The organism is Marinobacter fuscus (assembly GCF_003007675.1).
Lineage (GTDB): Bacteria > Pseudomonadota > Gammaproteobacteria > Pseudomonadales > Oleiphilaceae > Marinobacter > Marinobacter fuscus.
Window position 1 is genome coordinate 188,441 of the sequence record NZ_PXNP01000023.1, and the last position, 26,404, is coordinate 214,844.

A 26,404-nucleotide genomic window follows, 5' to 3' on the forward strand; every position below is an offset into this window, starting at 1 on the left:
GCATGACTCCAAAAAAAATCCTGCGTCGCCCCCAGCCGTCTGAACAGGCGGGCTGGGGGCAAAACCTGCCTCCGATTCTTCGCCGGCTCTACGCCGCTCGCGGTGTGCAGTCCGACGAACAACTGCAGTACACCCTGAAAAATCTGGCCTCCCCCTTGCAGTTGCGGGGTATCGATCGTGCCGTGGCGCTGTTGACCGAAGCCATTGCCCGCAAACAGCGGGTGATGGTGTTGGGCGACTTCGACGCGGACGGTGCCACCAGCACCGCCGTGGCGATGCTGGGGCTGTCGATGCTGGGCGTTGCGGCCATTGATTTCCGGGTGCCCAGCCGCTTCTCCGATGGCTACGGCCTGACCCCCGGCATCATCCAGCGCTTGCAGGAAGAAAATGATCTGCCCGATTTGCTGGTGACCGTCGATAATGGCATCTCCGCTATCGACGGTGTGCAGGCTGCCCGGGAGCTGGGTATCAAAGTGGTTATTACCGACCATCACCTGGCGGGTGAAGAGCTGCCCGACGCCGACGCCATTGTTAACCCCAATCAGCCCGGCTGTCCGTTCCTGAGCAAGAATGCCGCCGGGGTGGGGGTGATGTTTTACGTGCTGACGGCGCTGCGAAAGCACCTGCGGGATCAGGGTTTGCTGCCGCAGCCTGAACCCAATCTCGGGTGCCTGCTGGATCTGGTGGCGTTGGGTACCGTGGCTGATGTGGTGCCGCTGGATCACAACAACCGGATCTTTGTCGAGCAGGGTATTCGCCGCATTCGTAAGGGCGAGGCCCGCCCCGGCATTCTCGCCCTGCTGGAAGTGGCTGGCCGGGATTACACCGAAATCAGTGCCACGGATCTTGGCTTTGTGGTGGGCCCACGGCTGAATGCTGCGGGGAGGCTGGATGACATGAGCATTGGCATCGCCTGCCTGCTGGCCGATGGCCGCGACGAAGCGTTGCGTCTGGCCCGGGAGCTGGACAACTTCAACCGCGAACGCCGCACCATCGAAAAAGACATGAAAGCCCAGGCCCAGGAGTTACTGGCGTCCATGTCGCTGGACATCGAAGGCTTGCCCTGGGGGCTGGCACTGTTTGATCCGGACTGGCACCAGGGGGTGATTGGCATTCTGGCCGCCAGGATCCGCGAACAGACCCACCGGCCAACCATCGCCTTCGCGCCCGACGATGATGGCGAACACCTGAAAGGCTCGGCCCGCTCCATTCCCGGCCTGCACATTCGGGATGCTCTGGCGGTGGTGGATGCAAAGCATCCCGGACTGATGAAGAAATACGGCGGCCACGCCATGGCTGCGGGTATGACCATTGCCCGAGGTGATCTGGAGCGCTTCAGCCGAGCTTTCGATGGCGCGGTGCGAGACTCCTTGCAACCCGAAGATCTGGAAGCGGCCATCACCACCGACGGTCCACTGGCGCCGGATGAGCTCAATCTGGACACCGCCTACTTGCTCAAGCGCGCAGGCCCCTGGGGGCAGCACTTCCCTGAGCCGGTGTTCGATGGCGAGTTCAAGGTGGTTAGCCAGCGCATTGTGGGTGAAAATCACCTGAAGCTGGTTCTCCAGCCTGCGGAAGGGGGCGGCATTGTGGATGGCATTGCCTTCAACACGGGGCCGGAAGTGCCGGATTACACCCGTAGTGGCGCGCGGGTGGTTTACAAACCCGATGCCAATACCTTTCGGGGGCGGACTAATCTTCAGTTGCTGGTGGATTATCTGGAGCCGCTTGGGTGAGGGGCGTCAGGTTTTGGCGTTCAGGTGGGTTCCAGGGTGGGGTCTGACCGCGAGGGTCAGACCCCTTGGCATCAGCCGTAGCAGACTCCCCGAAACAAGTCTGGGCCGCGAGGGTTAGACCCTGTCCTGGAATCCAGAGCCAAGCCGGGGCGCTGTGTGGGGTAGGGCTTTTCGAGAGTGTCGAAAACAGGGATGTTTTCGTCAAGCGTACAGGGGCAGAGCAAGTGCATTAGAAGTGCAGCTTCGCGCGCAGCGGAGCGACAGCAATCTGTGATTGCTGGCTGGACCCGCTTGCGGGGATTTACCGCGTCTCTCGGAAAGCCCTACCCCACGCGGTGCGTGCTCCAGCGCATGAACAGCTGATTTAACCCGCGAAATCCGGTAGAATCCGCCCTCTGTTTTTATCGCATCATTTTCCAACGCGAGACACGATTTCATGGAAATTAATCCCATAGTGACGAAGATCAAAGAGCTTCGCGAGCGCACCGACGCGCTGAGGGGGTACCTTTGACTACGATCAGCGCAGCGAGCGCCTGACCGAAGTCGAACGCGAACTCGAGCAGCCCACCGTATGGGACGACCCCGAGCGGGCGCAGGCCCTGGGCAAAGAACGCTCCGATCTTGAGCTGATCGTCAAAACCATCGACAACCTCACCAACGGCCTGGCGGATGCGGAAAGTCTGCTCGACATGGCGGTGGAAGAGGACGACGAAGGCACCGTTCAGGAAATCGAGAACGACCTGAACGGCCTGGACGGCGAGCTGGAAAAACTCGAATTCCGCCGTATGTTCTCCGGTGAAATGGACCCCAACAACGCCTACCTCGACATACAGGCTGGTTCCGGCGGCACCGAGGCCCAGGACTGGGGCAACATGCTGCTGCGCATGTACCTGCGTTGGGCCGAGCGCCGTGGCTTCAAGGCCGAAATCGTCGAACTACAGGAAGGTGAAGTGGCAGGCATCAAGAGCGCCACCATTCACATTCAGGGCGAATACGCCTACGGCTGGCTGCGCACCGAAACCGGCGTACACCGCCTGGTGCGGAAATCGCCCTTTGACTCCGGCAACCGTCGCCACACCTCCTTCTCATCGGTGTTTGTCTCGCCGGAAGTGGACGACAGCTTCGATATCGAAATTAACCCTGCCGATCTGCGGGTGGATGTTTACCGCGCCTCCGGAGCCGGTGGTCAGCACGTAAACCGGACCGAATCCGCTGTGCGACTGACCCACAACCCCACCGGCATTGTGGTGGCCTGTCAGGCTGGCCGAAGCCAGCATCAGAACAAAGACCAGGCCATGAAGCAGCTCAAGGCCAAACTCTTTGAGCACGAGATGCAGAAGCGTAACGAAGAGAAACAGAAAGCCGAAGATGCCAAGTCTGACATCGGCTGGGGCAGCCAGATCCGCTCTTACGTTCTGGATGACAGCCGTATCAAAGACCTTCGCACCAAAGTCGAGACCAGCAACACCCAGTCGGTGTTGGATGGCGACATCGACAAGTTTATTGAAGCCAGTCTGAAAATGGCGCTGTAATCAGCGCCTTTCAAACCCATCCGGATCATTCCGACTTCTTCTTTAGTGAGCCAAGATGACTGAACAAACCCAGAACGCCACACAGCCTGAGGACAACAAGCTGATTGCCGAGCGCCGCGCCAAGCTGGCTGCGCTGCGCGAACAGGGCAATCCGTTCCCCAATGACTTCCGCCGGGACGCCACCGCTGCCGAGCTGCAGAAACAATACGGTGACAAATCCAAGGAAGAGCTGGAAAGCCTCGGCATCAAAGTGGCCATTGCCGGCCGCATGATGCTCGACCGCAAGGCGTTCAAGGTCGTTCAGGACATGACCGGCCGTATCCAGATTTATGCCTCCAAGGATGTCCAGAAAGACACCAAGCACTGGGATATGGGCGACATCGTCGGCGTACGGGGCACATTGTCCAAATCCGGCAAGGGCGATCTGTATGTCACCATGGAAGAATACGTTCTGCTCACCAAATCCCTGCGCCCGTTGCCTGAAAAGCACAAGGGCCTCACCGACACCGAGGCCCGTTACCGCCATCGCTATGTCGATCTGATGGTGAACGAAGACAGCCGCCGGGTGTTTTATGCCCGCTCCAAGATCATCAATGTGATGCGCCAGTATTTTGCCGAGCGCGACTTCATGGAAGTGGAAACGCCCATGCTGCAGGTGATTCCGGGTGGCGCCACGGCGCGGCCGTTCGTCACCCATCACAATGCGCTGGGTATCGATATGTACCTGCGAATTGCGCCGGAACTGTTCCTCAAGCGTTTGGTGGTCGGTGGCTTTGAGCGGGTGTTCGAGATCAACCGTAACTTCCGTAACGAAGGCCTGTCGACCCGGCACAACCCCGAGTTCACGATGGTCGAGTTTTATCAGGCGTACGCCGATTACAACGACCTGATGGATCTGACCGAAGACATGCTGCGAACCATCACCGAACAAGTGCTGGGCAGCGCCATCGTCACCAATACCCGGGTTCTGAAAGACGGCACCGAAGAGACCATCGAGTACGATTTCGGCAAGCCGTTTGAGCGCCTGACCGTGGTTGATGCCATTCTGCGCTATAACCCGGACATCACCCGGGAACAGCTGGCGGACGACACCCAGGCCCGTGCTGTGGCAAAAGGCCTTGGCATTCAGGTGAAAGACATCTGGGGCCTGGGCAAGGTTCAGATCGAAATCTTTGAAGCCACGGCAGAGCATCGTCTGATGCAGCCGACGTTCATTACCGAGTACCCGAAAGAAGTGTCGCCGCTGGCCCGTAGCAAGGACAGCGATCCGTTCGTCACCGAGCGCTTCGAGTTTTTCGTGGGGGGGCGTGAAATTGCCAACGGCTTCTCGGAGCTGAACGACGCGGAAGATCAGGCCGAGCGCTTCCAGGCCCAGGTGGCGGAAAAAGACGCCGGTGATGACGAGGCCATGTTCTACGACGAAGACTACGTGATGGCGCTGGAATACGGCTTGCCGCCGACCGCCGGTGAAGGCATAGGTATTGACCGACTGGCCATGCTGCTGACCGACTCACCGTCGATCCGCGATGTGATTCTGTTCCCGGCCATGCGCCCGGAACACAAGGCGGAACAGAAGCCGGACAGCGAGTAAGCCCATGCACCCAGCCGAGGCACTGGCTCAACAACTGAAGCCCGGCTGCGGTTGGGACCAATGGCTGGCGGACGAGTTTCGCCAGCCCTACATGCGGCAACTGACCGAGTTTCTCGCGGCCGAGGAGCAGGCCGGAAAGGTTCTGTATCCCCCCAGATCCCACTGCTTTAACGCCCTGAACAGCACACCGCTGGCGAATGTGAGTGTGGTGATCCTCGGCCAGGACCCCTACCACGGCCCCGGTCAGGCCCATGGACTGAGTTTTTCAGTGCGGCCCGACGTACCCCTGCCGCCGTCGTTGATCAATATCTTCAAGGAAATCCAGCAGGATCTCAGTATAGCGCCGCCGGATCACGGCTGTCTGCAGCCGTGGGCAGAGCAGGGAGTGCTGCTACTCAACAGTGTCCTTACGGTCGAGCAAAGGAATGCCGGAGCCCATCAAGGCAAGGGTTGGGAGAGGTTTACCGACAAGGTGATCGAAGTCATCAACCGGGAGCGTGACAACTTGGTGTTCCTGTTGTGGGGCAGTTACGCAAAGAAAAAGGGCCAGCACATTGACCGGAACCGCCACCTGGTTCTGGAAGGCCCACACCCGTCACCGCTCAGTGCCTATCGCGGCTTCTTTGGTTGCCGGCACTTTTCAAACGCAAACCAGTGGTTGGAACGGCAGGGAAAGGCGTCGGTTAACTGGGCGTTGCCGAGTAAAGCAGAGATGATCAGAAAATATAAAAAGTGAGGCGGAGCCGAGCGTACAGGGAATTATTCACAGTGGGTTTCGGGAGCTGGCCCGATCGCAAGGACGGGCGCCAAACTCCGAAAACCACGAGGTACTACTGAAGCAGCGCCATGGCGGCTTCCATCTGGGCGTTCAGGTCTTCTTCTTCGCTCATGTCGATGTTCGGGTCCAGGCCCAGGCGATCGAATGCGGAAATGGTTGTCCAGTCCATCTCGTTCCACGGGTGGTCTGATCCGGCAACCAGCTGCAGGTTTGCGATCATCACCAGATCCGAGTAATCAGCCGATGGCGTTTCACGCTGGAAGTTTGCGTATTCACGCGGCACGTTCTGAAGTTCTGTCGGAAAGTCCCACTTTTTCAGGATCAGACATCCGATTTTCGGATGCAGTTCATCAATGACATTGTCCAGCATGATACTGCTGATCTGAATATCCCGGTCTTCAACATAGCGCAGAATCGGCAATACCCCGATCAGGTGTACCAGCCCCGCCAGAGTGGCCTGGTCGGCCTTCAGGCGTGTATAGTGCTGGGCCAGTACGTGGCAGATGCCCGCGACTTCAGTGCTGGTTTGCCAGGTGGCACGCAGGCGTTTATCGATCATGTCAGAGGTGGCCTGGAACATCTGCTCCATGGCAAGACCCATGGCCAGGTTGCTGGTGTAGGCCATGCCGAGGCGGCTTACGGCCATATTAAGGTTTTCGATAGCCCGGTTGCCTCGAAACAGCGGGCTGTTGCACACCCGTATGATCCGGGCCGACAGCGCCGTATCGTTGCTGATGACTTTTACCAGGTCGGCAATGGCGGAATCTTCCGATTCGGCAATCTCCCTAACCTGAAGCGCGACCTCTGGTAAGGTGGGTAAGACCAGCTTGTCGTTTTCAATGGCAGACGTAAGGTCCGACTTGATCGTTTCAACAATATTCGCCATGACTCTAGAGTTCCACTATTCAAAGGCCTCCCGCAGGTCGGGAATAGGCGGCAGTATTTGGTGTTATTTATAGCAAATTCAGCGATGCTTGCCTGTCAACTTATGTATCCGGTGTCTCTTGAGCTTCCCGTTCCGGCACAGAGTAGGGTAAAGGTAACAGGGTAAGTGCGATTTCCGGGTGACCTTCCACTTCGAGAATGCCGTTGCTGGCATCATGGCGCAGAACAGCCAGGAGTTCACCGTGATCCTCGCCGGTCATTGCGGCATTGACGACTTCGCCGGGGGATCCCGATTCACTCGTGATCCGTGTGCCGGGTAAGGGCGCGCAATCCGTTCCGGAAAAGCCAAGTCTGAACAGGCTTTTCTTGAGCTGGCCAAGGAAGTGCATTCGGGCAATGACTTCCTGGCCGGTGTAGCACCCTTTTTTGAAGTGGATGCCCTGAAGGTGCTGCAGATTCAGCATCTGGGGAATGTAGCTTTCGTGGCTGGCTGTGGTCAGCCAGGGCACGCCAGCAGAAATCTCTGAGGCCTGCCATTGCTCAGGCGTAAGCGCCCGCGTGTCCGGTAAACTGGCGCCGGGGGAGGGCTGCCAGAGTTCAAATCTCGGGTTCCCGTCGCTGTCGTCTTCGACGCGAATCAGGTAACCAAAGTCTCCGGCGGCCACCTGTCCGGCGTCCGTGAGGCTGGCTGCCTGGCGTTCGTCGGTCAGGGCGGCGGCTGTATCGGCACCGATAAGGCCAAACATTTGCCCATGCTCGACCCGTTCCAGGCTGGTGCCGCGGAAAAGCATCAGGTATTTGTTCAGGTGCTGGATGGTCTGCTCTGCGAGTTCTTTTTCCAGAAACAGCAGCACGTCGTTGTCATCACGTACCAGCCGGGTAACACAGTATGCCCGCCCTTTTGGCGTGCAGGCTGCAGCCCGCAGTGATCGAGCCGGGGTAACCTCGCCGATGTTCTGGCTAAACTGGCCCTGGATAAACTGGTCGGTGCCGGGGCCACTGATCCGGGCCATGATCCGGCCAGACAGCAGGGCCCGACCGGTGGACGCAGGTTGTGGGTGGGCAGATGTGATGGTCATTAAAACGCTCCGGGTAAACGCGGTCTGGTCACTGATTCACGCTCGGGGCCCCGCAATAAGCCACATTCTGAAGCGTCGGAATTCCTGCTCTGTTACGTTGCCGCCAAAGCGACCGTTCCGGCCCAGCAGGATTGCCGTCAGGTTGTTCAATCTGAGGCCTTTGGCGCGGACTTTCAAGGTAACCGCCGAAGCGCTGATTGATGTGCACCGGAGCAGGGAGAGGGGCAGCTGGTGGCCGTTGGCGAATCGCCCGTACAGCTGACCGTTCTCCATGGATAACCCCAGAAGCGCATGTTTACCCTGCAAAAGCCCGCAGCGTCGGAAGTCCGCAACGCCGAAATACAAGGCCGCCGGTGCCAGAAATAGCAGCAGCGCCGTCAGCTCAAGGGCGCCGGCGACCAAAGCCAGCGCGAACATAAGCCAGGGCAGGCTGGCAAGAACACCGGCGATAACCGAGGGGCGGAGTGCCAGTTCAATCCGGCTGGACGCGCGCAAGGATTATCTCGACGATGCGGCGAAGATCCGGGTCTTCCGGCTTGCTGCGTTGCATGAACCATTCGAACATGTCGGTGTCCTCGCAGCTCAGAAGCTTCTCGTAGCGGGCCTGATCGTCTTTTGGAAGGTCCCGGTAGGCTTCTTCCAGAAACGGCAGCAAAAGCACGTCCAGCTCCAGCATGCCGCGGCGGCTGTGCCACCACAAACGATGAAAGTCAGTGTGGTCGGTCGTATTGTGTGTGTCGGACATAAACATCTGCCTCAAGAAGAACAGGAAGTTTCGGCTCAGGGGGCCAGCGTTCGGTAATTGGTTGGCACCAGAATGGTGTCCCGGGCTTCATTTTGCAGACCGGGATAGTCCAGGGTGTAGTGTAAGCCCCGGCTTTCTTTGCGCTGCAGTGCAGAACAAATGATCAGGTCGGCAACGGTGACCAGATTGCGCAGTTCGATCAGGTCATTGGATACCCGGTAGTTGCCGTAGAAATCGCTGATCTCCTGCGACAGCAAATCCACACGGTGCTTCGCCCGCTGTAACCGCTTGGTGGTTCGCACAATACCTACGTAATCCCACATGAAATGGCGCAATTCATCCCAGTTATGGGAAATGATCACGTCCTCATCCGAATCCCGGACCTGGCTTTCGTCCCAGTCGGGCACCGGCGGAACCGCCGGGATATCGGATTCGCGGCGGGTAATGTCTTCAGCTGCGGCACGGCCATACACCAGGCACTCCAGCAGCGAGTTGCTGGCCATACGGTTGGCTCCGTGCAGCCCGGTGAAGGCCGCTTCACCAACGACATAGAGCTGGTTTACGTCCGTTCGGGCGCGGTCATCGCTGAGGATGCCGCCGCAGGTATAGTGGGCGGCCGGTACGACCGGGATGGGCTCTCTGGTGATATCAATACCAAACCCCAGGCAGGTTTCGTAAATCGTCGGGAAATGCTGGCGGATAAACTCCGCGGGCTTGTGGCTGATATCAAGGTACAGATGATCGGCGCCCAGCCGTTTCATTTCATGGTCGATGGCCCGGGCGACAATATCCCGGGGCGCCAGCTCGGCCCTGGTATCAAAGCGATCCATGAACCTGTTGCCGTCCGGCAGCTTCAGCAGGCCGCCTTCACCGCGCACGGCCTCGGTAATCAGAAATGATTTCGAGTGGGGGTGGTACAGGCAGGTTGGGTGGAATTGGTTAAATTCCATATTTGCCACCCGGCAGCCCGCCCGCCAGGCCATCGCGATGCCATCGCCGGACGCGCCATCCGGATTGGTGGTGTAGCGATAGGCTTTGGATGCGCCGCCGGTGGCGATCACCGTAAACCTGGCCCGGTAAAGCTCTACATGGTTATCTTCGAGGTTCAGGATGTAGGCGCCAACACATCGGTTGCCGGGCAGTGCCAGTTTGCGGTTGGTAATCAGGTCAACCGCCACCCGCCCGGCTTTCAGGTCTATGTTGGGGCGTGCCTCGGCCTGGCTGGCCAGTGTGGTGGAGACGGCCTGGCCCGTGGCGTCTGCTGCGTGAATAATCCGGCGGTGGCTGTGGCCGCCTTCACGGGTCAGGTGATAGTCCTCGCCATCATCCTGCCGGGTGAATTTCACACCGGAGTCGATCAGCCAGTCGATACTTTCTTTGCTGTGTTCAACGGTGAAGCGGACGGCATCCTCGTGGCACAGGCCGCCACCGGCCGTCAGGGTGTCCTGGATGTGGTTCTCTACGGAATCGGCGTTGTCCAGAACCGCAGCAATGCCGCCCTGGGCCCACAGCGTGGCGCCAGAACTGATTGCCGCTTTGCTGATAACGCAAACGCGCAGGTGGGGCGGCAGGTTGAGGGCAACCGTGAGCCCGGCAGCACCGCTGCCGATTATCAGGACATCGTATTCATAAGACTGTGGCATTGGGTGATTATCGCGGGCCATAATGTGGAGGTGTATTGAACTAAACTTTACGCTTGCTGTCTATTTGGGCGAACTGTTAACCCCGTCAATCGGTTGCCGGAACGCCCTATGACTCAAGCAACGCCTTCTGTGGCCAGGCCGCTGGCCAGAAAACCAGGATCCGCTGTTGTATCGCCCATGACACCCGAGAACGACTGGAAGCACAGCGAGCAGTCCGATAGCCAGACCGACCTGCAACTGGTTCGCAAAGTCCGCAATGGCGACCGGGCAGCGTTTGATTTGCTGGTTGTGAAGTACCAGTCGCGGGTGGCTTCCATTATCAGCCGCTACGTGTATGACAGCCAGGAAGTTATGGATCTGGCGCAGGAAACCTTTGTCAAAGCCTACCGGGCCATCGATCGTTTTCGCGGCGACAGCGCTTTCTACACCTGGCTTTACCGCATTGCTGTGAACACCGCAAAAAACTTTCTTGAAGCCCGGGGGCGCCGGCCGCAGGGCTCGGCAGACGTGGCTGATGCCGAAAACTTCGATGACGGCCGCAGGCTGCGGGATCCGGCATCCCCGGAACGGCTGCTGCAGCGAGAGCAGCTGCAGCGTGCGCTGGCAGAGGCCATTGCCCTGTTGCCTGAGGAACTCCGCTCGGCTTTTCTGCTCAGAGAATATGATGGCCTGAGTTATGAAGATATTGCGCGGATACTGGAGTGCCCGATCGGAACCGTGCGATCACGTATATTTCGTGCCCGTGATGCAGTAGACCGGCACCTTGGCCCCTTGCTGGATCATTCATGAACGTTGAAGAGGTTGCATCCAATGGATGAGCGTCTCAGAGAAACTTTGTCGTCGATGATGGACGATGAGGCTGATGAGCTTTCGGTGCGGCGGTTGCTGTCCCATAGCGATCAGCATGATGTCCGAGGGCAGTGGCAGCGCTGGCAGCAAATCCGCGACCTGATGCACGAGCAGCACAGTCCGGCGAGTGCCATAGACGTGGCCGCCGGTGTTCGGGCGGCACTGGACGGCCGCCCCGAGTCCCGATCGGAAAAAACCTCAGTGGCAGAAGCCGGGCGGTCGGCCTGGCGCTGGCCGGTGGCCGCGATGGTGGCTGTGGCTCTGGTGGTGGGGTTTGGAGCGGGTGCCGGGTGGGACGGCGATGCTTTGCCCGGCAGCCGCGATATTGCATCGAATGATGCAGTGCCCGCGCTTAGCCTGCCCGTGGCAGAGCAACAGGTTGGCCTGCAGGAGCTTGATGATGCCCAGCTTCAGCAGATGCGGCAGTTTTTGCTTGAGCATGCGCAGCACAACAGCGTGGGCGCAGGGCGGGGATCCGTCGGCTATGCCCGGCTGGTCAGTGCGGGAAATCATTACTGATTGTGGAGTATGACCGTATGACCTTTCGTTGTAAGCGCAGGCACTGGCCCGCATTGCTGCTGGCTTGTTTGTTGCTCGGAGCGATGTCAGCGTCTGCGCGGGGGGCTGCTGAGTTGCCTGCAGGGGATTCCCTGGCCATGGAATGGCTCGAACGACTGGGGCCGGCGCTCAACATGACCTCCTACCGGGGAGTGTTTATTTATGCCCGGGGCGATCAGGTTCACTCCATGCGCATCGCCCATCGCTACAAAAATGGGCGGGTTGAAGAACGCCTGGTGATGCAGGACGGCGGCAACGGCGAAATCGTTCGCAAGGGAATGGATGTGGTTTGTGTCTTGCCGGATCGGGGGAGGGTGCGCCTGGACGAAGTGATTCCCTCAGGGCCCTTTGCCGAGGCGTTCAGCAGCCAGTTGGTGCCGGTTGGGCGCTGGTACCGGCCAACCCTGGCCGGACAGGATCGGGTTGCGGGTTACGATGTGGCGATTGTGTCGCTGGAGGCCAGGGACTCTCATCGTTACAGCCACAGACTGTGGCTGGAAAAAGAAACAGGGCTGCTGGTGAAGAGTCAGGTGCGGGGGCCCGGAGAAGAGGTTCTGGAGCATTTCCAGTTCACCGATCTGGAGATTACCGGTGATATCAGTGACGACGAACTGGAAATACGTAGTCAGGGGCGCGAAATCAAGCGCAAGCTTGATCACGGTGAGCCCCGGGCTTCTGCGGTTGCAAGAATGAATGGCTGGACGCTCGACTGGCAGCCTGAAGGGTTTGTTCCTGCGGCAGCACCACGCTCAGGTAAGGGAAAAGCCGTTGCTTTTTCAGATGGTTTGGCGGCGTTTTCCGTGTTCGTGGAACCCATGGGCCGATTGAAGATGCCGTCCGGTGCGTCACGTGTTGGCGCGACGACCATTTTCCTCCGGGAAGTCTCCGTAAATGAGCGCCCTTTTCTGATTGCGGTAGTGGGAGAAATTCCACCTGCAACGGCGCGAAAAGTGGCTGACTCCGTGCGCATCGATGAACGCCTGGCGCTGGAGTGGGTGGGGTCATGATCACCGAAACCGGTCGTGTCGTCGCCGAGGCGGGGAGCAGTGTCTGGGTTCAGACTATCCGGACCAGCGCCTGCCAGAGTTGTGCAGCCCGTTCGGGTTGCGGACAAAGGGTGTTGGCGGCCGCCTCTGGCGGCAAAGCCAACCAGGTATTGATTGAAAATACGATTGGCGCCCGGGTGGGGGATGATGTGATCATCGGCCTTGATGAACAGGCACTGCTGCGCGCGTCTGTGGCTGTGTATGGCGGGCCACTGGTACTGATGGTGGCTGGCAGCATTCTGATGCACCGGGTGTTTGGTCCACAGGATATCGCCGCCATTGGTGGCGCCCTTGCAGGCCTTGGCGCCGGGTTCTTGCTGGTGCGGCGCTGGCAGGCGCGGGCCGGAGAGCGCTACAAGCCTCGTCTGCTTCGGGTCAACACAGTGCACGTCTCGACATGTCTGTGATTCCTACCGTTATTTAAGTTGAAAATACACCGGTCAACCCCAGAATAAAACAACCAACAGACGTCATAAGGGGGTAGTTATGCCAGAGCAAGATGTACAGGCCGCCCATGCCCGGTCTTCCGTCACGCCGGGGGCTTTGCTGGGCGCTCTATTGATGGTGGCGGCCATGATGTCGGTGTTCTGGAGCCAGAATGCGGCTGCCAGAAGCCTGCCGGACTTCACCAGGCTGGTTGAAGAGAATTCCAGTGCGGTGGTCAACATCAGTACCACCACCGAAGCGGCAAGCCAGGGCTCCGGATTTCACGGCTCGCCTTTTGACGAGCGCCAGCTGGAACAACTGCCCCCATTTCTTCAGGACTTTTTCCGGGGCCCCCGTTCGCCCTTCGGTGGTTCTCCCCGATCCCAGCAGCCCCGGCGCAGCATGGGGTCCGGTTTTATTGTTTCGGCAGATGGCTATGTGCTGACCAACAACCATGTGGTTGAGGATGCAGACGAGGTTATTGTTCGCCTGAATGATCGCCGGGAGTTTACGGCCACCATTGTCGGAACCGATCCGCGCTCGGATATGGCCGTTTTGAAAATTGAGAATGCCGAGGATCTTCCGGTGGTCAGTGTAGGCCGGTCAAAGGATCTGAAAGTGGGAGAATGGGTATTTGCCATTGGTTCTCCGTTCGGGTTCGACTACACGGTGACCGCAGGGATCGTCAGTGCGCTCGGCCGCTCTCTGCCATCCGAAAACTATGTGCCTTTTATCCAGACAGATGTGGCCATCAACCCGGGGAATTCCGGTGGCCCCCTGTTTAATCTTGACGGCGAAGTGGTGGGCATCAACTCCCAGATTTATACCCGCTCCGGTGGTTTCATGGGGGTGTCTTTCGCTATCCCGATCGATGATGCCATGAACGTATTCCGTCAGCTCAGAGACAGTGGCTCCGTTGCCCGGGGCTGGTTGGGTGTGCTGATTCAGGAAGTAAACCGGGATCTGGCAGAGAGCTTTGGCCTTAAGCGTCCGCGGGGCGCCCTGGTCGCAGAGGTTATGCCTGGCTCGCCTGCAGAAAAGGGTGGGTTGGAATCCGGCGATATTGTGTTGGCCTACAACGGAGAAGATGTCGAGCTGTCGTCTGACTTACCCCCAATGGTTGGTCGAACCCGGATTGGCGAAACCGCAGAGCTGACCGTGTTGCGCGGTGGGCGCGAGATTTCCGTGGATGTTGCGATTGGCCAGTTGCCGGAAGACGGTAGTCAGGTAGCCAGCAGCACACCTGATGCGGACGCCAGTGGTGCAGCCAGCCCGCTGGGGTTGAGTGTGGAGACATTGCCTCCGGAAACGGCCAGTTCCGTGGGTGTCGAGGGTGGTGTCGTGGTCTCTGGTGTCAGTCGCGGGCCAGCGTTTGATGCAGGTATTCGCGCGAGGGACATCATTACCGAGATCAACCGCCAGCAGGTGCGGTCGGTTCGTGACTTCCGCGAGGTGGTCAGTGGGTTGCCGGAAAATCGGGCAGTTTCTGTGCGTGTGGTGCGCCAGGGCAGGGCCATTTACCTGGTGCTCAAGCCCTGATCGGAGCAAGGTAAGCGGTGACCGCCCCCGGGGTATGGCGACATGCCCGGGGGCTTTTTGTTATGCTTTCACTGTCTGCCAATAAGCCGGGTCATGGAACGGACCGATAACAATGATGACTAATAAGGAGCTTCCCCTCCGCCAGCTTCTCAAGCCGCGATACTCCTGGCTCGCCTGGATTGTGTTTTTGGCCGCCTCGGCCACGGCACTCGCGCTCTGGCAATTTTCTATCCGCCTGGTCGACGATCGCACCGAAGCCCGTTTCAGAACCCAGTCCCTGCAATTGAAAACCGCTATCGAAGAACGGCTGCTCAACTACGAACAGGTACTTGCAGGCAGTGCCGGGCTGTTCAGTGTGTCCGGTACCGTTAGCCGGGAGCAGTGGAAAGAGTACATAGACAAGGTCGATATCAACCGCTACTACCCGGGTATTCAAGGCATTGGCTATGTGCAGCGAATAGGTGTGCGGGATATGGCCGACCATATTGCGTCGGTGCGTGCCGGGGGAATTTATCATTATCTGGTACGCCCTCTGGGCACCGGCCCCGATTATTACCCCATGGTATACATGGAGCCCGGCAGCACAGGCAACCGGAAGGCGCTTGGTTACGATGCCTTCAGTGACCCGGTTCACCGGGTTGCCATGGAGCGCGCACGGGATCGTGCCATACCGACCGTAACCGGCAAAGTGGTGTTGGTTCAGGAGTCTGTTGGAGAGGATCAGGCCAGTTTTCTGATGTACTACCCGGTGTACCAGGGCGGGGCAGTGCCGGAGTCCAGGGCTGAGCGCCGAATGCTGCTTCAGGGGTATGTGTTCAGCGCCTTTCGGATGAATAACCTGATCGACGGTATTGTCGGGCTGATTTCGCCTTTTCTGGATGTGCGCATCTATGACAGCGGCGTGGTTGCTCGGGACGCTCTGATGTACGGCTCCAATCTGGGGTCTCTGGATGATGAATACAGTTTCCAGATGAGCCAGAAAATTACCCATGGTGGCCGGGAATGGTTGCTGCAGACCCGTTCCACGCCAGCCTTCGATTTTCTGGCGGCGGATCCCCGGCCACCGATTGTGCTGGGTTCCGGGCTGGTCATCAGCCTGCTGCTGGGGCTGTTCGTTTTCTCGCTGATCAGGTCGCGGCTGATTGCTCAGGTGAGTGCCGGCCGCTATCGCGCCATTACTGAAGGTGCCGCCAACGTTACTCTGGTGATGAGTCGTCAGGGAGACCCCTTGTACGCCAGCCCCTCGTCGCGGGATATTCTGGGTTTCGATCCGGAGACTGTTGCGTCGCTGGAGTTCAGAAATCTGGTGCACATGGAGGACTGGGCGCAATTGCAGCGCGGGTTTGAAGACGCCATAGCAGCGCCGGGGCAGCAGGTACCCGCGGTCAGGGCCCGGATCAGGGATTTTGAGGGCCGCTGGCGGGATATGGAGGGTACTTTTACCGCCATGCTGTCGGTGCCCGGCGTGAACGGCGTGGTTCTGAGCCTGCGGGACCTGACCCAGCTCAAGGCCGCCCAAACCGAGCTGCACCGGCTGGCTTTCTATGATCCTCTGACAGGCTTGGCGAACCGCCAGCTGTTCCGGGATCGTCTGAACCACGTGGTCAGCCGGAGCCGCCGCACCGGCGAGGGCTCGGCCCTGATGTTTCTTGACCTCGATGGCTTCAAGCGCATCAACGACACTCTGGGCCATGATGCCGGTGACGAGCTGCTGTGCCAGGTTGCCCAATGGCTGAAGGGGTGTGTACGGGAAGAGGACTCGGTAGCCCGTTTGGGCGGCGACGAGTTCGTGGTGCTGTTGTCGCGGATTGACGCATCCGATGCAGCCGGCAAGGTAGCCGAGAATATTCTCGCCCGGCTTTGCCAGCGCCTCCGGTTAAACGACCATGAGGTCAGTATCAGTGTCAGTATCGGCATTACCATGATCCCTCACGACAGTGAAGATGCCGGTACTCTGATGAAGTATGCGGATCTCGCCATGTACCGGGCCAAGGAGTTGGGGCGGAATACCTATCAGTTTTTTACCCCCGCGATGAACATCAAGGCGGCTCGCCGTCTGTTGCAGCAGGAAGAGCTGCTCACGGCCCTGGATGGCGACCGGTTTGTGCTGCATTACCAGCCGAAAGTGGATCTGGCCAGCCAGAGGGTTATTGGTGTTGAAGCGTTTCTGCGCTGGCATCACCCCGAGAAGGGGCTGGTATCTGCCCAACAGTTCATCGGGCTGGCGGAAGAGACCGGGCTTATCATTCGCCTTGGCGAACTGGCGTTCCGGCAGGCCTGTATTCAGGTGCAGGCGCTGGAGCGTGCCGGGTTCGAAGCCCTGAAAATCGCCATCAATTTTTCCGTTGCCCAGGTGACCGAGGCCGGGTTCCTCGACATGGTTCGCCGGGTGATCACCGAGACTGGCGTGTCGCCGGAACGGCTTGAGCTGGAAATGCCAGCGGAAGTTCTGAACGAAGATCCCAGAATGCTGAGGGAGCTTCTGATTTCGCTGAACGATCTGGGTGTTTGCCTGATTCTGGACGACTTTGGTACCGGCTCCTGTTCACTGGTCTCGTTGCAGCAATTGCCCCTGGATGTGATCAAAATCGATCACCGCTTCATTCGCGATATACCCTATAACGTAAGCGCTACAGATGTGGCCTCGGCGGTTATTGCTCTGGCCCACAAACTGCACCTGACGGTGGTCGCGGAGGGTGTGGAAACCCTGCAGCAACTGACGTTCCTGAAATCGGCTGGTTGCACCCAATGTCAGGGTAATTTGTTCAGCTATCCGCTGGACGAGGATGCCCTGATCGGGTTCCTGATTCGCCAATACGAGAAGCCGCTGATTTCCTGATCATGGCAATGGCGGCCTGTAACCGGTAAAATCACCGCGTTCCCGGATCCCGGTAGTGGCGCCTCCGGGCCCAACCCTATGCCTTTTATGAGTAATCATTGTCTGTGACTGAACTGAGCCGAATCCGTAACTTTTCCATCATTGCCCACATCGACCACGGTAAATCCACCCTGGCGGATCGCTTTATCCAGATCTGCGGAGGCCTCACCGACCGTGAGATGGCCGAACAGGTGCTGGATTCCATGGATCTTGAGCGAGAACGGGGCATTACCATCAAGGCCCAGTGTGTGACGCTAAACTACACGGCCAAAGATGGTGAAACCTACAAGCTGAATTTCATCGACACCCCGGGGCACGTGGATTTCTCGTACGAGGTTTCCCGTTCTCTGTATGCCTGCGAGGGTGCCTTGCTGGTGGTGGATGCGGGCCAGGGGGTAGAGGCGCAGTCCGTGGCCAACTGCTACACCGCCATCGAGCAGGGGCTTGAGGTGGTTCCCGTCCTGAACAAGATGGATCTGCCCCAGGCTGAGCCGGAACGGGTGGCTGGGGAAATTGAAGACATTATCGGCATCGAAGCCGCGGATGCCGTGCGCTGTAGTGCCAAGAGCGGGCTGGGAGTAGAAGACGTTCTGGAAGACCTGATCCAGAAGATTCCGCCCCCCAAAGGCGACCGGAATGCGCCTTTGCAGGCGCTGATCATCGACTCCTGGTTCGACAATTATCTGGGCGTGGTGTCTCTGGTACGGATTACCGAGGGTGTGCTGCGCAAGGGCGACAAGATCGTTATCAAGTCCACCAAGAAGGCCTGGTCGGCGGACAAAGTGGGTGTTTTCAATCCCAAACCAACCGATACCAATGTGCTGGAAGCGGGCGATGTCGGGTTTGTGGTGGCGGGTATCAAGGATATTCATGGTGCGCCGGTCGGTGACACTATTGTGCATCAGAAACATGCCGAAGAAACACCGATGTTGCCGGGGTTCCAGAAGATCAAGCCCCAGGTGTATTCAGGTATGTTCCCGGTTAGCGCCGACGACTATGACGATTTCCGGGACGCGCTGGAAAAACTCACCCTGAACGATGCCTCGCTGTTCTTCGAGCCGGAAAACTCCGATGCGCTCGGGTTCGGTTTCCGCTGTGGTTTCCTGGGCATGTTGCACATGGAAATCATCCAGGAGCGCCTGGAGCGGGAATACGATCTGGACCTGATTACCACTGCACCCACGGTTATCTATGAGGTGGTGACCAAACAGGGTGAAACCCTGTCGGTGGATAACCCGTCGCGGTTGCCGGATGTGGGTTCCATCGAAGAAATGCGTGAGCCGATCGTCGAGGCCAATATCCTGGTGCCACAGGAGCACCTGGGCAATGTTATTGCCCTGTGTGAAGAAAAGCGTGGTGTTCAGAAGAACATGCATTTCATGTCTACGCAGGTGCAGCTGACCTATGAGTTGCCCATGGCGGAGGTGGTCATGGACTTTTTTGACCGGGTCAAGTCAGCGAGCCGCGGCTTTGCGTCGCTGGATTATCACTTTGTCCGGTTCCAGGCCGCTAATCTGGTGCGCCTGGATGTGTTGATCAATGGCGATCGTGTTGATGCCCTTGCACTGATTGTGCATAAGGAGCAGTCGCACTATCGTGGCCGCCAGCTGATCGAAAAGATGAAGGAACTGATCCCCCGGCAGATGTTTGATATCGCCATTCAGGCGGCTATTGGTACCCACGTAGTCTCGCGGGTGACTGTCAAGGCGCTGCGCAAGAACGTGACGGCCAAGTGTTATGGCGGCGACGTCAGCCGTAAGAAGAAGCTGCTTCAGAAGCAGAAGGAAGGTAAAAAACGCATGAAGCAGCTGGGTAATGTCGAGGTGCCTCAGGAAGCGTTTCTTGCTGTGTTGAAAGTGGATAAATAAGACAAAGGCACCTGGATGGACATCAATTTCCCACTGGTACTCGTGGTTCTCACCTTTGCCACTGGCGTGATCTGGCTGGCTGATGTGCTGTTCCTGAAAAAGCGCCGGTTGGCCGAAGCAGGCCAGAGTGCAGACGTAAGTGCCAGTGCGGGCTCAGACGCCCAGAGTACAGCCGGTTCCGATACCCGGGAGCCCTGGCTGATCGATGTCAGTCGCTCCTTCTTTCCGGTGCTGGCGGTCGTTCTGGTGTTGAGGTCGTTTCTGATTGAACCCTTCCAGATACCGTCCGGCTCTATGTTGCCAACGCTGGAAGTGGGCGATTTCATCCTGGTGAACAAATACGCTTATGGTCTTCGGCTGCCGGTAGCGGGCACCAAGGTGGTTGAAATCGGCGATCCCCAGCGGGGCGACGTGATGGTTTTCCGCTATCCGGAAGACGGTGTTACCAATTACATCAAACGGGTGATCGGGCTGCCTGGAGACCGCATCCGGTACTGCAACAAGCAGCTGTTTATCAACGATGAACCGGTACCCAGAGACTTTGTTGCCCGCCTGCCACCGGTAGAGCGCTGGCGGGAGCAGCTTGACGACGTAGAGCATGATCTCTACCTGACCATGAACCGGTTAACAGGGGCTGGTGAGGGCGAGTGGGTGGTGCCCGCGGGGCACTACTTTGTGATGGGTGACAACCGGGACAACAGTAACGACAGCCGTTTCTGGGGTACGGTGCCGGACGACATGGTGGTGGGTAAGGCATTTGCCATCTGGATGCACTGGAAATCCCTGACAAGTCTGCCATCTTTTGACCGTGTGGGTGGCATTCAATAATGAGAAAGATTTCGGAGCAAACTCTGATGCTAAACAAATACCCGGCAAGCCTTGGGCGTCAGCAGGGCGGGGCGTTAACCCTGATGATAGTGGCTCTGTTTTTCGGCAGCCTGTTGACGCTTGCCATCAAGATTGGCCCGGCCTATCTCGATGACTTTACCATTCAGGAAGCTCTGCAGAGCCTTGATGGTACCGAGGGTCTGTCGAGGATGGGGCCAGCCCAGGTAAGAACCCTGATCAACAAGCGGTTGAGCGTGAATAACGTCGATGGTTTCGATGCCAAAAACATCGCCGTTGAAAAAAATGGTGAACGGGTAATCATCAAAGTGGATTACGAAGTTCGCAATAATGTCTTCCGGAATGTGGACACCGTTGTCCACTTCCAGCACGAGTACGAGTTCAAGGGCCAGTGAATTCAAAACCAGACCTAGACCAGCTTCAGCGCCGCATCGGCTATCAGTTTAAAGAACCGGAGCGCCTGTTGCTGGCGCTCACCCACCGCAGTTTTGGCAACCAGAACAACGAGCGCCTTGAGTTTCTTGGCGACTCCATCGTCAATATGGTGATTGCCGAGCATCTGTACATGCACTTCGAGAAGGCCCGGGAAGGCCAGCTAAGCCGTTTGCGGGCCCGAATGGTCAAAGGGGTCACCCTGGCCGAAATCGGTCGGGAATTTGAACTCGGCAAGTACCTGCGGCTTGGCTCTGGCGAGCTGAAAAGCGGGGGCTTCCGGCGGGAGTCGATTCTGGCAGACGGTGTGGAATCCATCATCGGTGCCATCTATCTCGACAGCGATTTCTATACCTGCCGGGAGCAGGTGCTGCGCTGGTTCGAGCATCGGCTGGCCAATCTGGATATCCAGGACACCCAGAAAGACCCGAAAACACGGTTGCAGGAATACCTTCAGTCCCGACAATTCCCCTTGCCCCGCTATGAAGTGGTCTCGGTGGATGGCGAAGCCCACAACCAGACGTTTCATGTATCCTGTGCTTTGCCTTCCCTCGATCGGAAGACCACAGGCACCGGCAGTAGCCGCCGCATTGCCGAGCAGCAGGCTGCCCGCAATGCGCTCAAGAAACTGGGTGTGGAGACGCCTTGATGAATGATATTACCCGCCCGGAAAATCCCGACAGCCGCTGTGGTTTCGTTGCCATCGTTGGCAGGCCGAACGTGGGCAAGTCAACGCTGCTCAATCACATTCTCGGCCAGAAACTGAGTATTACCTCACGCAAGCCCCAAACCACCCGGCATCAGGTGCTGGGGATCAAGACCGATGGTCCGGTGCAGGCGATCTATGTGGACACCCCGGGCATGCACGAGGAAGAGCCCCGGGCGTTGAACCGTTACATGAACAAGGCAGCATCGTCTGCGCTGATCGATGTTGATGTGGTGATTTTTGTGGTCGACCAGCTGGCCTGGACCAGTGCAGACGACATGGTGCTGGAAAAGCTGCGCAGGCTGTCCTGCCCGGTAATCCTGGCGGTCAACAAGGTCGACAAACTGGAAAACCGGGGCCTGCTGTTGCCGCACCTTGATGCGCTTTCCCGTAAACTGGACTTTGCCGAAATCATCCCGCTATCGGCACTCAGAGAAACCAACCTGGAGCCTCTGGAAACCGCCGTTGGCCGTTTCCTGCCCGAAAGCATTCATTTCTATCCCGACGACCAGATTACCGACCGCAGTGAGCGTTTCATGGCGGCGGAAATGGTACGGGAAAAAATCACCCGGCAGCTGGGCGCGGAATTGCCTTATTCGGTGGCCGTGGAGATCGAGGAGTTCAAGACCGAAGGCAAGACTCTGCATATCTCGGCGCTGATTCTGGTTGAGCGGGAAGGCCAGAAGAAAATTCTGATCGGCGATAAAGGCGAACGCCTGCGCCGTATTGGTCAGGAGGCCCGCACCGACATGGAGCGGATGTTTGGTTCCAAGGTGATGTTGCGTTTGTGGGTAAAAGTGAAGCGGGGCTGGGCCGACAGCGACCGTGCACTAAAGAGTCTCGGCATGGGCGACCTCTGAGGCTGGCATGAAAGGGGCGGTGCAACAGGAGCCCGCGTATGTGCTGCACCGGCGGCCCTGGCGGGAGACAGCCTTGCTGGTGGATTTGTTCACCCTCAACTGCGGTCGTATCAGCGTGATAGCCCGTAGTGCCACCAGCAGCAAAAGTCCGCTCAAGGCCCAGTTGCAGCCGTTCCAGCCGTTGCTTGTAGACTGGATCGGAAAAAGCGATTTGAAATCCCTGGTACAGCTTGAGGTTCGCAGCGCGCCGGCGATCGCCAAACCGCGGGCCATGTACAGTGGCTTTTACCTCAATGAACTGCTTCAGCGGGTTTTGCCACCTTCCGATCCCTCACCGGCGCTTTTTGCCCACTACATCGAGACCCTGCAGGCGCTGGCGGAACTGTCGGAGGGCGCCGATGTGGAACCCCTGTTGCGTCGTTTCGAGAGGGTGTTTGCCGCGTCACAGGGCTACAGTTTTCGCTGGGACGAAGCAATGGATACCGGGTCGGCCGTGCAGCCGGGCATCCGCTATGGATATGAGCCTACCCGGGGAATTATCGAGTGCCCGGATCATAACTGCCTGCTCCGGCAGTTGCCGGGTGAGGATCTGCTGGCGCTGGCCGCCGATAATTTTCTTGATGAGGCACCGCGCAGAACCGCCAAACGGGTTATGCGGGTGTTGATTGATTACTTGTTGCAGGGCAAGCCTTTGCACAGCCGGGAACTTTTTCGCCATTCAAATCCGTCTGCTGGGAGAACATCATGACGTCCCGAGTTTTGCTTGGAGTGAACATCGACCACGTCGCCACCCTTCGACAGGCCCGGGGAACCCGATACCCGGATCCTGTCCAGGCTGCATTGGTGGCTGAAGAGGCCGGTGCGGACGGGATTACCATTCATCCCCGGGAAGATCGCAGGCACATTCAGGATCGCGATGTGCTGCTGCTCAGGGATGTACTGCAAACTAAAATGAACCTTGAAATGGCGGTCACCGACGCGATGTTGGCGTTTGCCGGTCAGGTACGCCCGGAGTGCGTCTGCCTGGTGCCGGAGAAGCGTGAAGAACTGACCACCGAGGGTGGTCTGGATGTAGTCGGGCAGGAAGCCAGGGTGGCCAGGGCCTGTGAGCAACTCGCGGCGATCGGTTCAGAAGTGTCTCTGTTCATTGATCCCGATCGGGAGCAGATCGACGCGGCTGTTCGTTGCGGGGCCCCTGTGATCGAACTGCATACCGGAGAATACGCCGAGGCGCAGACGCCGAAAGCAATCGAGGCGTCTTACCAGATTCTGGCTGATGCCGTTGGCTATGCCAGAAAGAAGGGCTTGATCGTCAATGCCGGCCACGGCCTGCATTACCACAACACTGAGCGCGTAGCGGCCATTCCCGGCATCAATGAATTGAATATCGGCCATGCAATCATCGCCCGAGCCGTATTTACCGGCCTGAAAGATGCGGTGCGGGACATGAAAGCGATTCTGGACAGAGCACGCCCCTGAGCCGTTTCAGGTGGTTTCCGGCTGGCGCTGCTGTTCCCGGAACAGGCGCTGCCAGTCGGTTCTGTCGCTCCACATCTGCAGACGCTCCATAGCGGCTATCAACTGGTCTTTCAGGATTGCGCGATCCGGCGATTCGCATTTCAAGGCTGTTTCAAACCGGTTGGCGATGGTGCGCAACTCGGGAACGCCACAATACCGGGTTGCTCCGTGCAGTTTATGAACACACTCAAGTAATAAGCTCTGCTGGTTGTCCTGCCAGAGCTTGTTTACCCGCCCGATGTCTTCCGGCAGCTGTTCCAGCAGCATACTGAACAACTCCTCGGCCAGATCGGTTTTGCCTGCCGCCAGCTGGATGCTTTCTTCCACGCTGACACAGTCCTGTTGCATGCGGCGGTTGGATGGCCGCAGCGGACGGCGGGTGTCACGCACTTCGGAAATTCCGGTGCCATTGCCGGGCTGGCGGGCATCAAAGCCGGTGTACTCGCGGATCAGATCCTCCAGCTGATGGCTACTGATCGGCTTGGCCATGTAGCCGTCAAAGCCCTGTTGCGACAGCTTGTCCTGTTCGTCGGCCAGGGCGTGAGCGGTCAGGGCGATGATGGGCGTCCGGTGAGAGCCTGTATCCAATGCGCGGATGCGGGATGTGGTTTCAACGCCATCCATGCCCGGCATCTGGAGATCCATGAATACCAGGTCGAAGGCGTGCTGGCGAACTTTGGACAGGGCCTCGAATCCGCTGGCGGCACCTTCGGCGTCCAGGTGGCAGTCGTGGAGCAGCGTCATGACCAGCTTCAGGTTGGCCTCGTTGTCGTCAACCGCGAGTATGCGCGGGGTGCGGGCGGGCCGGGCATTTGGCGCCGGTAAGCTGGTGTGCCCCGGGGCCTGGTTGCCAGCTTGTATGCCGTGAATCAGCAAGAGCAGTTCGTCGTAAAGTGCATCACGGCAGACCGGCTTCGTGAGGTGGCCGCTGGCAAGTCCGGACAACGGTGTATCGTGGGTTTCCAGCGTCGGGGTCAGGAGTAGGGTGCGGCAGTCGCGCTCTACCTCCAGAGACCTTAACAGGCTGCAGTATTGGCTGGAATTCAGCAAATGACGGGTGATGCCGATGAGCGCAGTGGCATAGCCCTCCTGACGTTTTTGTGCTTCCTCTACCCGCTCCAGCAAGGCGCCGGGGGACGACACGCAATCCACCGATATACCCCATTCCCGCAACAGGTGCTCAACCGCCAGGCCGGTGGTTTTCTGTTGTTCCAGATAGATGATCCGCTCACCCTGGAGCGACTCTTTTGGTGATCCGGCGTCGATTGTCGCGGACAGCTCCGGTGTCAGAGTAAACCAGAAGGTTGAACCCTTGCCGAGCTCGCTTTCCAGGCCGATCTTACCGCCCATTTCTTCCACCAGCCGTTTGGAGATGGCCAGGCCAAGACCGGTACCGCCATACTGCCGCGCCGTTGAAGCATCTGCCTGGTTAAACGCATTGAACAGGGATTGCTGCTGGGCACGGGAAAGCCCCACGCCGGAATCGGCAATACTCAGGCGCAGGGTAACCTGGTTGTTTTCTGTGTCCTCGTCTTCCAGGCTGACCCGCAGCACGACTTCGCCGGTCTGGGTAAACTTGATGGCGTTGTTCACCAGATTGGTGATGACTTGTTTCACCCGCAGCGGGTCGCCCATGATGTTATCCGGCACATCGTTATAGACCAGCGGCACCAGATCCAGATTTTTGGTATGGGCTGCGGGTGCCAGCATTACCATAACTTCTTCAACAATATCCCGGAGTGCGAACGGCACCCGGTCCAGAATCAGCTTGCCTGCTTCGATTTTCGAGAAGTCCAGAATGTCGTTGATGATGGTGAGCAGGATTTCCGAGGATTTCCGGATGGTATTCAGGTGATCCCGCTGCTGCCGGGGCAGGGGACTTTTCAGTAACAGTTCGGTAAAGCCGATGATGCCGTTCAGGGGCGTGCGGATTTCATGGGACATATTGGCCAGGAACTCGGATTTGATCCGGCTGGCTTCCAGCGCTTCCTTGCGGGCGAAATCCAGTTCGATATTCTGGATTTCAATGGTTTCGAGGGTTTCCCGTAAATCTTCCGTGGCCTGATCGATATTCTGCTGCATCTCCGCCTGGGCCCGACTGAGTTCGGCAGCCATATCGTTCAGGCCGGACTCCAGTTGCTCGAATTCGGGCCCGGCAGCAGTGTAGACCCTGGTTTCCAGCTTGCCTTCTTTGAGCCTGGCGACAGCTTCGTTGAGTTCAAAGACCGGATCGGTGAACGCGCGGCTCAGTCGTAGCGCAACCGCCAGGCTCAACAGTACGCCTGCAATGATGAGCAACAGGGAAATCAGCAGTGCTTTGTAGGTCTCTTTCTCGGTGCGCACGTGAGACATTTCTACCGCAACCCAGCCCAGAGGTGCTTCCAGTTTGGCAGCGGATTGCCTGGCATCCGGGTCGAGCATGGTCTCGATCATCAGATCCTGCAGGTAGACCGGTGTAATGAAGCGGGTGCTGCTGGCATGAACAACCTGGCCCGGACCCTCTGCGCTCAGCGGCAGCGGCGTAGCAGTATTGGTGCTGCCGGGGCCGCTGTGCAGCAGGCGCTGGCCTTCGCTGTCATAAAAAGTGATCGATCGGGCATCCTGCTCTTCGAGCAACGCATTGGACAGGTTGCTGAGCAGGCTGCGGTTGGCCGTGAACAGGCCGTATTCGGAGCCAGCGGCCAACTGGCGGGACAGGGATTCCCCGCGGTCTTTCAGCAGGCTTTCAATGTTGTTAACCCAGCTGTAGGTAAAAAACAGCCCCAGCATCAAGGTTGTCAGCAGAGTGGGAACCAGTGTTACCACCAGAACCTTTTTACGAATGCCCCAACGTCGCATACTCTGTTCCTGTTCTTGGTTTTCTTGCTGCCGCCCTGTGCCGGGCACGGG

General features: G+C 58.4%; 23 protein-coding genes. 17 read left to right on the top strand and 6 right to left on the bottom strand.

Translation table 11 applies throughout. The features are described 5' to 3' along the window. Nucleotides 1-2: 2 nt before the first annotated feature. The 4 genes from recJ to ung all read left to right on the top strand — a co-directional run bounded on the left by recJ (nt 3) and on the right by ung (nt 5,595). Complete coding sequence (gene recJ, locus C7H09_RS06815; RefSeq protein ID WP_106761850.1) at nt 3-1,736, top strand: single-stranded-DNA-specific exonuclease RecJ; 1,734 nt, start codon at nt 3-5, stop codon at nt 1,734-1,736. Between the two features lie 436 nt (nt 1,737-2,172). After that, nucleotides 2,173-3,268 (top strand): peptide chain release factor 2 gene (gene prfB, locus C7H09_RS06820; RefSeq protein ID WP_106761851.1). Its coding sequence is split into 2 segments (ribosomal slippage): nt 2,173-2,244 and nt 2,246-3,268, totalling 1,095 coding nucleotides; the frame shifts between segments, so codons are not numbered across the junction. A 55-nt stretch (nt 3,269-3,323) separates the two neighbouring features. Beyond that, nucleotides 3,324-4,859 (top strand): lysine--tRNA ligase, encoded by a 1,536-nt coding sequence (gene lysS, locus C7H09_RS06825; RefSeq protein ID WP_106761852.1) that lies wholly within the window; start codon nt 3,324-3,326, stop codon nt 4,857-4,859. Between the two features lie 4 nt (nt 4,860-4,863). Beyond that, a complete protein-coding gene (gene ung, locus C7H09_RS06830) occupies nt 4,864-5,595 on the top strand; it encodes a uracil-DNA glycosylase (protein WP_106761853.1) in 732 nt (243 codons plus the stop codon). Between the two features lie 94 nt (nt 5,596-5,689). Here ung and C7H09_RS06835 read toward each other — a convergent pair whose 3' ends face one another. The 5 genes from C7H09_RS06835 to nadB all read right to left on the bottom strand — a co-directional run bounded on the left by C7H09_RS06835 (nt 5,690) and on the right by nadB (nt 9,989). Further along, nucleotides 5,690-6,523, bottom strand: a complete 834-nt coding sequence (locus tag C7H09_RS06835; protein ID WP_106761854.1) for an HDOD domain-containing protein — start codon at nt 6,521-6,523, stop codon at nt 5,690-5,692. A gap of 100 nt (nt 6,524-6,623) precedes the next feature. Next, nucleotides 6,624-7,601 (bottom strand): CAF17-like 4Fe-4S cluster assembly/insertion protein YgfZ, encoded by a 978-nt coding sequence (gene ygfZ, locus C7H09_RS06840; RefSeq protein ID WP_106761855.1) that lies wholly within the window; start codon nt 7,599-7,601, stop codon nt 6,624-6,626. Between the two features lie 36 nt (nt 7,602-7,637). Continuing rightward, nucleotides 7,638-8,096, bottom strand: a complete 459-nt coding sequence (locus C7H09_RS06845; protein ID WP_106761856.1) for a hypothetical protein — start codon at nt 8,094-8,096, stop codon at nt 7,638-7,640. After that, nucleotides 8,074-8,346, bottom strand: a complete 273-nt coding sequence (locus C7H09_RS06850; RefSeq protein WP_106761857.1) for an FAD assembly factor SdhE — start codon at nt 8,344-8,346, stop codon at nt 8,074-8,076. Before C7H09_RS06850 ends, C7H09_RS06845 begins: the two co-directional genes overlap by 23 nt. 35 nt (nt 8,347-8,381) lie before the next feature. Beyond that, nucleotides 8,382-9,989, bottom strand: coding sequence for an L-aspartate oxidase (gene nadB, locus C7H09_RS06855; RefSeq protein WP_206074282.1), 1,608 nt, complete (start codon nt 9,987-9,989; stop codon nt 8,382-8,384). 108 nt (nt 9,990-10,097) lie between these two features. Between nadB and rpoE the strand changes: the two genes are divergently transcribed. From rpoE to pdxJ, 13 genes are all read left to right on the top strand, one after another. Beyond that, complete coding sequence (gene rpoE / locus C7H09_RS06860) at nt 10,098-10,778, top strand: RNA polymerase sigma factor RpoE (RefSeq protein WP_420844182.1); 681 nt, start codon at nt 10,098-10,100, stop codon at nt 10,776-10,778. Between the two features lie 21 nt (nt 10,779-10,799). Then, the gene (locus C7H09_RS06865; RefSeq protein ID WP_106761860.1) at nt 10,800-11,357 is read left to right on the top strand and encodes a sigma-E factor negative regulatory protein; all 558 of its coding nucleotides are present in this window, start codon (nt 10,800-10,802) and stop codon (nt 11,355-11,357) included. Nucleotides 11,358-11,374: 17 nt separating this feature from the next. Next, nucleotides 11,375-12,403, top strand: a complete 1,029-nt coding sequence (locus tag C7H09_RS06870; protein WP_106761861.1) for a MucB/RseB C-terminal domain-containing protein — start codon at nt 11,375-11,377, stop codon at nt 12,401-12,403. Then, on the top strand, nt 12,400-12,849 hold the full coding sequence (locus C7H09_RS06875; protein ID WP_106761862.1) for a SoxR reducing system RseC family protein: 450 nt from the start codon (nt 12,400-12,402) through the stop codon (nt 12,847-12,849). Before C7H09_RS06870 ends, C7H09_RS06875 begins: the two co-directional genes overlap by 4 nt. A gap of 79 nt (nt 12,850-12,928) precedes the next feature. Further along, nucleotides 12,929-14,407, top strand: coding sequence for a DegQ family serine endoprotease (locus tag C7H09_RS06880; protein WP_106761863.1), 1,479 nt, complete (start codon nt 12,929-12,931; stop codon nt 14,405-14,407). Nucleotides 14,408-14,519: 112 nt separating this feature from the next. After that, nucleotides 14,520-17,246 (top strand): bifunctional diguanylate cyclase/phosphodiesterase, encoded by a 2,727-nt coding sequence (locus tag C7H09_RS06885; RefSeq protein ID WP_106761864.1) that lies wholly within the window; start codon nt 14,520-14,522, stop codon nt 17,244-17,246. A gap of 104 nt (nt 17,247-17,350) precedes the next feature. Continuing rightward, nucleotides 17,351-19,153 carry a translation elongation factor 4 gene (gene lepA / locus C7H09_RS06890; protein ID WP_106761865.1) on the top strand — a complete coding sequence of 601 codons (1,803 nt, stop codon included), beginning with the start codon at nt 17,351-17,353 and terminating at the stop codon, nt 19,151-19,153. Between the two features lie 15 nt (nt 19,154-19,168). Continuing rightward, on the top strand, nt 19,169-19,981 hold the full coding sequence (gene lepB, locus C7H09_RS06895) for a signal peptidase I (RefSeq protein WP_106761866.1): 813 nt from the start codon (nt 19,169-19,171) through the stop codon (nt 19,979-19,981). Nucleotides 19,982-20,007: 26 nt separating this feature from the next. Then, nucleotides 20,008-20,394: a DUF4845 domain-containing protein gene (locus C7H09_RS06900; RefSeq protein WP_106761954.1), complete on the top strand. Its 387-nt coding sequence runs from the start codon at nt 20,008-20,010 to the stop codon at nt 20,392-20,394. Further along, entirely contained in the window at nt 20,391-21,080 is a 690-nt protein-coding gene (rnc, locus tag C7H09_RS06905) for a ribonuclease III (RefSeq protein WP_106761867.1), read from the top strand. Before C7H09_RS06900 ends, rnc begins: the two co-directional genes overlap by 4 nt. Continuing rightward, nucleotides 21,080-21,997 carry a GTPase Era gene (gene era, locus C7H09_RS06910; protein WP_106761868.1) on the top strand — a complete coding sequence of 306 codons (918 nt, stop codon included), beginning with the start codon at nt 21,080-21,082 and terminating at the stop codon, nt 21,995-21,997. Before rnc ends, era begins: the two co-directional genes overlap by 1 nt. A 7-nt stretch (nt 21,998-22,004) precedes the next feature. Then, complete coding sequence (gene recO, locus C7H09_RS06915; RefSeq protein ID WP_106761869.1) at nt 22,005-22,745, top strand: DNA repair protein RecO; 741 nt, start codon at nt 22,005-22,007, stop codon at nt 22,743-22,745. Continuing rightward, nucleotides 22,742-23,476 (top strand): pyridoxine 5'-phosphate synthase, encoded by a 735-nt coding sequence (gene pdxJ / locus C7H09_RS06920; RefSeq protein ID WP_106761870.1) that lies wholly within the window; start codon nt 22,742-22,744, stop codon nt 23,474-23,476. The genes recO and pdxJ overlap by 4 nt, the downstream gene beginning before the upstream one ends. 6 nt (nt 23,477-23,482) lie before the next feature. Here the strand turns inward: pdxJ and C7H09_RS06925 are convergent, their stop codons facing one another. Then, complete coding sequence (locus C7H09_RS06925; protein WP_106761871.1) at nt 23,483-26,353, bottom strand: ATP-binding protein; 2,871 nt, start codon at nt 26,351-26,353, stop codon at nt 23,483-23,485. Nucleotides 26,354-26,404 lie beyond the last annotated feature (51 nt).